The following is a 6,269-nucleotide window of genomic DNA, read 5'->3' on the forward strand; positions in this document are numbered from 1 at the left end:
TTTTATGGAGCTAGTGGTCATACATATTATTTAAGAACAGTCAACTCCGGTAATTCTGCCACATTGACGACACCTGAAAATGTTGCTACTTTGAGTAATATAAGCCTGAGTGCCGGAGCCCTTACTACCGTTTTTTCTTCGGGAACGACAGATTATATAGCCAATGTACCTAATGCCGTTAGTAGTATAATGCTAACACCAGTTACGACCGATACCCATGCAACGGTAAAAGTAAATGGGGTAGCGGTGACCAGTGGAAATCCTTCGCAAGTGATTGGTAATCTGGAAGTAAATAATGTGGATGCTAAGGCAAATCGTATTGCGATCGAAGTTACGGCTCAGGATGGTACGGTAAAAACCTACACTATAAAAGTGTTCAGGCTTTTAGCGCCGCCAACGATTCAGGCCACTAATCTTACTTTTACCAAGACGACAATGACGAGTACTACATTGAAATGGACCAATGGAAATGGGGTGGCAAGAACGGTATTTATGCGTGAAGGTGCAATTTCGAGTAATCCTGTACCGGATAATATTTATTTTAAAGACGATCAAACCTTTGGTAAGGGGGATCAGATTGGTACAACAGGCTGGTATGCCATTGTTAAGACTAATGAAGGTAATGCGGTAGATATTAATGGTTTGAGTCCGGGAAAGACCTATCAGGCAATGGTGATGGAGTTTAATGGTTCCCCAGGTAATCCTTTATTTTTAACCACAACCAGCACCGCTAATCCGGCAACAGTCACTACACTGAGTAATGTCGCTACTTTGAGTAATATAAACCTGAGCGCCGGAGCGCTTACTACAGTTTTCTCATCAGAAGCCACTGATTATGTAGCCAATGTACCTAATGAGGTTAGCAGTATAACGGTAAGACCAATTACCACAGATGCCCATGCGACGGTAAAAGTAAATGGAGTAGCAGTGGTTAGCGGGAGCTCTTCACAAGTCTTTAGTAATCTGGAAGTGGGGAATTTTAATGCCGCATCTAATTTGATCAGGATCGAAGTCACCGCTCAGAGCGGTGCTGTAAAAACATATACCATAAATATCTACAGACTTTACCCACCACCGACGATTCAGGCCACTAATCTTACTTTTACCAAGACGACAGGGACGAGTACTACATTGAACTGGACCAATGGAAATGGGGTGGCAAGAGCGGTATTTATGTGTGAAGGTGCAACTTCGAGTAATCCTGTGCCGGATAATATCTATTTTAAAGACAATCAAACCTTTGGTAAGGGTGATCAGATCGGTACAACAGGCTGGTATACTATTCTTAAGACTAATAACAGTAATAAGATAGAGATAACTATAACGGGTCTAACACCTGGAAAGACTTATCAGGCAATGGTGATGGAGGCGTATGGAGATGTCGATTATCCTTCTTATTTAACCACAACCAGTACCGGTAATCCGGCAACAGTTACTACATTAAGTAATGTCGCTACTTTGAGTAATGTAAGCCTGAGCGCCGGAGCGCTTACTACAGTTTTTTCATCAGAAGCCACTGATTATGTAGCCAATGTACCTAATGAGGTTAGCAGTATAACGGTAAGACCAATTACCACAGATGCCCATGCGACGGTAAAAGTAAATGGAGTAGCAGTGGTGAGTGGAAATCCTTCGCAAGTGATTGGTAACTTGAAAGAGGGATTTAATTTTCAAGATTTGATCACCATCGAAGTTACCGCTCAGAGCGGTGCTGTAAAAACATATACCATAAATATCTACAGACTTTACCAGCCACCGACGGTTCAGGCCAGTAATCTTACTTTTACCAATACGACAGGGACGAGTACTACATTGAACTGGACCAATGGGAATGGGGCGGTAAGAACGGTATTTATGCGTGAAGGAGCAGGTTCCGCTGCCGTGCCGGATAATATCTATTTTAAAGACGATCAAACCTTTGGTAAGGGTGATCAGATCGGTACAACAGGCTGGTATACTATTTTTAAGACTAATAACAGTAATAAGATAGAGATAACGGGTCTAACCCCGGGAAAGACCTATCAGGCAATGGTGATGGAGTTGAATATAGAGGCTTCTTATCCTTCTTATTTAACCACAACCGGCACCGGTAATCCGGCAACAGTTACCACGCTGAGTAATGTCGCTACATTGAGTAATGTAAGCCTGAGCGCCGGGGCACTTACTACGGTTTTCTCCCCGGAAACTACAGTTTATACGGCTAAAGTGCCTAACGAAGTCAGTAGTATAATGCTAACACCAGTTACGACCGATAGCCATGCGACCATAAAAGTCAATGGGGTAGCCGTGGCCAGCGGAAATCCTTCCCAAAAAATAGATTTGGCCTCTGGAGCGGGTACTACTGTTATTACAATAGAAGTTTTAGCTCAGGATGGTACAGCAAAAACCTATACGGTAACAGTCGAAAAAAGTAGTTTAGGAGTAGTTGATAATAAAATGGAAGGTTTTGTAGTGTATCCGAATCCTGTACAAAAAGGAATGCTTTATATACAAACTAAATCAACTGCTGTGAAAAATGTAAAAATATTTGATATGTCAGGGAAAATGGTTTTATCTGTTCAAACCACAAAAGATGAGATAGCTGTTGAGGGATTGCAAAAGGGAGTTTATGTTCTGAAAGTCAATCAGGAAGGGGCCGAATCAACCGAGAAACTTGTAGTGGAATAAGATTGGTCTGATTTTTTAGTGGATTCTTTTTTGAAATATAAAAAGACAAAGCAATTCCAACAGACTAAGGTCTCTTTTAAAGAAATTTAGAAGAGATCTTTTTCTTTGGATCCAATTATTTTTTTCTTGTGGTTATCAGATTTTTGCGGATTTTTTTTACATCAGAAGCGTCACTTTTCGGTGATTTTGGTCAGCCACTCAAAATAGATACTGTTCGTCTCGTCATCAGGATACTCATGGGTTTTGTTCTCGATTATTCTTTCGGTTACAAAGATTCCTTTCGATTTAAGTTTGTGTATTAATTCTTCCGCTTTGGCAACCGGTAAAGCACCGTCTTTTCTTCCATGATAAACAAAGACCGGAGTTTTTGAAAAAGGAATAAGAAATTTATCTTCTAAAAAATTCGGATGTCCTGCTCCCAGCCACTCGTTTGCCAGATCGGGATGTCCTGCGAAAACAGCTACTCCTTTATAGTATTCAGGATGTTGATAGTAGGTTCGCAAGGCTCCATAACCTCCCATAGAAAATCCGGCAATAACGATTCTGTTTTTATCACCTGAAAAATAGAGCAGTACATCTTCAATGGCTTCAATAATATCATTTTGCGAACCTTCAGAATCATAACAATTATACCTGTCTCTGGCAAAGGGAGCAATCTCAATAAAATTACCGCTGCTTCTGGCCTGATTTAAGACCGTCTGTTCATCTTGTCCGCTGCCATGAAGAAAAACCAGTAGAGGATATTTTTTTGCAGGATTATAGTCATGCGGTAATTTTAGGGTGTAAGGCTGAAAAGTAGCATCGTATTTTGATTGGAAGGCTCTTCGATATGGTTTTAAAATTCCTATGTAAGGATCAGTGCCTTTTAAAAAGGAATTCAATTCCGTTTCAAATTGGAGATATTCTTTCCATACATTTTTTCCGTTTTCGTAGGATTTCAAATGGTTGTAATGCTCTTGGACTTCGTTTGTTTTAAACAGCAGGGTATTTATAGTGCCTTGCTGTAAATGGTATGGATTTCTGGTAATTTGTGAACGAATGCTGTCGAAGTTAAACTTAGGAAAAATGACAAAATCGTACGATGCAATTGTATCAGAGGCTGAACGAATGAGAAAATTATAAGGACCCGGTTTTAGATTATGAGAGTCAAAGGGTACTAATTTATGCTGCAGTTTGTTTTTTAAACCGACCTTTATTTTTTTATCAGGAAATATTTTGGAAGAATCATTTTGGATCGTAACGGCAATGGTTTTATTCAGAGCTGTTTTTGCTATTGTTATTAGGTTTAATTGCAGAGGTTCATCAGCCTGCATATTTCTTTTGGCCAGTTGAGCTGCTATAATGGATTGATTTACCTTTTTAGGCTTTTCAAAAACGATTGGCATGAAATTCCTTTTTGGAATTTCTTCATCCCAGATTCCTTCATCCTTAACAACCGAGTAGCCATTTGCAGCGTTGTTTGGTATGGCTTTCGCAAAATACAGATTATATCCTAGTTGTTTAGAAAACCAGGGATGGTAAGGATATACGTCTTTCCATGCCAATAGTACCTCAAAACCGCATGTACCATTATCAGAGATTTCTTGATATCGGGTTTCGCGACTTAGTTTTTTACCATGGTTTTGGTTTCGGTTGTAGTCCCAGATTCTTTTTCGAGCCCAGTATTTTTTGTCTTTAGAAGGGGAGAAAGCAATGTCGTAGTATTCGTTTGTAAGTGAATCATTTTGACGTTTTGCGAGAAGTAATTTAAAGCCGTCCCCATTGATAAATCCTCTGTCGCGATAAGTAATACTATCCGTTTTAGTTTCGATATATAAATAAAGATGTGTTGCGGTGTAGCCCAACAGGTAATTTACTGTAGTGGGTGTGACTGCAGGATTGTCAAACTGAAAAAAATGGTTGAATTCCTTTTTTTTAAGATTTATCAGTTTGTCGTCCAGCTTTCCGTCAATAACAGGAGTGAAATCCAGAAAGCGTATCGCTTCTGATTTTGAAGATTGTGCCTGCATCAGTTGAAAAATAAACAGCACCAGACAGATCAGTTTTTCTTTTGTTTTCATATCCTGAAGGTATAATTTTGTATTAACGGTACATTTTATAAGGATTTAAGATAGAATAGATTGGTTTGAGGTTTGTTAAGGCGTTGAAAAGGATGGGTTAAGTTTTTGAAAATGAACACTATTAATGGTCAAATATAGTCAAAAGGAAAAAGTCTTCTGTAATTAGAAGTTGGCTTTTTAAAGCAGGAGTATTCCGTTTCTATTTTTAATTTCCCTTCGGAGGTTAAAGCCTCTATTGAGAAATAGTTAAAACTGATTTAATCTGTTCCGTTTTCCAACAATAAAAACTTATTTTTGTGACCATTAATTAATAATACAATCATATTATGTCAGATACAATCGAAAAAATTAAATGCCTTATTATTGGTTCAGGTCCGGCGGGTTATACTGCTGCTATTTATGCTGCCAGAGCAAATATGAATCCGGTTTTATATCAGGGAATGCAGCCAGGGGGTCAATTGACTACAACGAATGAAGTAGAAAATTTCCCGGGTTATGTGGATGGAGTTACCGGGCCGGAAATGATGATTCAATTACAAGAACAAGCAAAACGTTTTGGTGCTGATATTCGCGATGGATGGGCTACCAAAGTTGATTTTTCGGGAGACATTCATAAAGTTTGGATTAACGATACGATCGAATTGCACTGTGAGACTGTTATTATTTCTACAGGAGCTTCGGCTAAATATTTAGGATTGCCTTCAGAGCAGCATTATTTACAAATGGGTGGAGGAGTTTCTGCTTGTGCTGTTTGTGATGGATTCTTCTACCGTAATCAGGAAGTGGTTATTGTAGGGGCTGGAGATTCGGCTTGTGAAGAAGCACATTACCTTTCTAAACTTTGTAAAAAAGTAACGATGTTGGTAAGAAGTGAGAAATTCAGAGCTTCAAAAATTATGGAAGAGCGCGTTCGTAAAACTGAAAATATCGAAATTTTAATGAACCACGATACCGTTGAAGTTTTGGGAGACGACAGCGTAGTACATGCCATAAAAGCAAAAAACAAAACGACTGGTGAAATTTTTGACATTCCGGCAACCGGATTTTTCGTTGCCATTGGTCACAAACCCAATACAGATATTTTTGCAGATTACATCACATTGGATGAAACCGGTTATATTGTAAATGTTCCGGGAACTTCTAAAACAAATGTAGAAGGTGTTTTCGTAGCCGGAGATGCTGCCGATCACGTATACCGTCAGGCCATTACTGCTGCAGGTACAGGATGTATGGCTGCTTTGGATGCTGAGAGATATCTTGCGGCAAAAGAGTAGGGGGAAGGTTCTGAGGGGCTGAGGGGCTGAGGTTCTGAGGAGCTAAGGCTCTGAGGTTCTAAGTTGCAGAGTTGCAAAGGTACAAAGGTACAAAGTTGCAAAGTTGCAAAGTTGCAAAGTTGCAAAGTTGCAAAGTTGCAGAGGTTACCTATAAAAAAATCCATTCGCACAGCGAATGGATTTTTTTATAGTAAGAATCTAAGAATCTAAGAATCTAAGAATCTAAGAATCTAAGAATCTAAGAATCTAAGAATCTAAGAATCTAAGA

3 protein-coding genes are annotated in these 6,269 nt (G+C 39.2%); 2 read left to right on the forward strand and 1 reads right to left on the reverse strand.

Annotated features, from left to right (window positions below):
• A partial coding sequence (locus tag JO950_RS20915; protein ID WP_202704379.1) for a cadherin-like beta sandwich domain-containing protein occupies positions 1-2,667 on the forward strand: 2,667 nt, incomplete at its 5' end.
• Between the two features lie 170 nt (positions 2,668-2,837).
• Here the strand turns inward: JO950_RS20915 and JO950_RS20920 are convergent.
• Positions 2,838-4,727, reverse strand: a complete 1,890-nt coding sequence (locus JO950_RS20920; RefSeq protein WP_202704380.1) for a prolyl oligopeptidase family serine peptidase — start codon at positions 4,725-4,727, stop codon at positions 2,838-2,840.
• Between the two features lie 326 nt (positions 4,728-5,053).
• On the opposite strand from JO950_RS20920, the gene trxB reads away from it, so the two are divergent.
• Positions 5,054-6,001 (forward strand): thioredoxin-disulfide reductase, encoded by a 948-nt coding sequence (gene trxB, locus JO950_RS20925; protein ID WP_202704381.1) that lies wholly within the window; start codon positions 5,054-5,056, stop codon positions 5,999-6,001.
• Positions 6,002-6,269: the final 268 nt, after the last annotated feature.

Source organism: Flavobacterium sp. UGB4466 (assembly GCF_903469665.1).
GTDB classification, from domain to species: domain Bacteria; phylum Bacteroidota; class Bacteroidia; order Flavobacteriales; family Flavobacteriaceae; genus Flavobacterium; species Flavobacterium lipolyticum.

Bases quoted from the DNA above. Each gene is read 5' to 3' on its own strand.
- trxB (WP_202704381.1), top strand. From the start codon at position 5,054: ATGTCAGATACAATCGAAAAAATTAAATGCCTTATTATTGGTTCAGGT.
- JO950_RS20920 (WP_202704380.1), bottom strand. From the start codon at position 4,727: ATGAAAACAAAAGAAAAACTGATCTGTCTGGTGCTGTTTATTTTTCAA.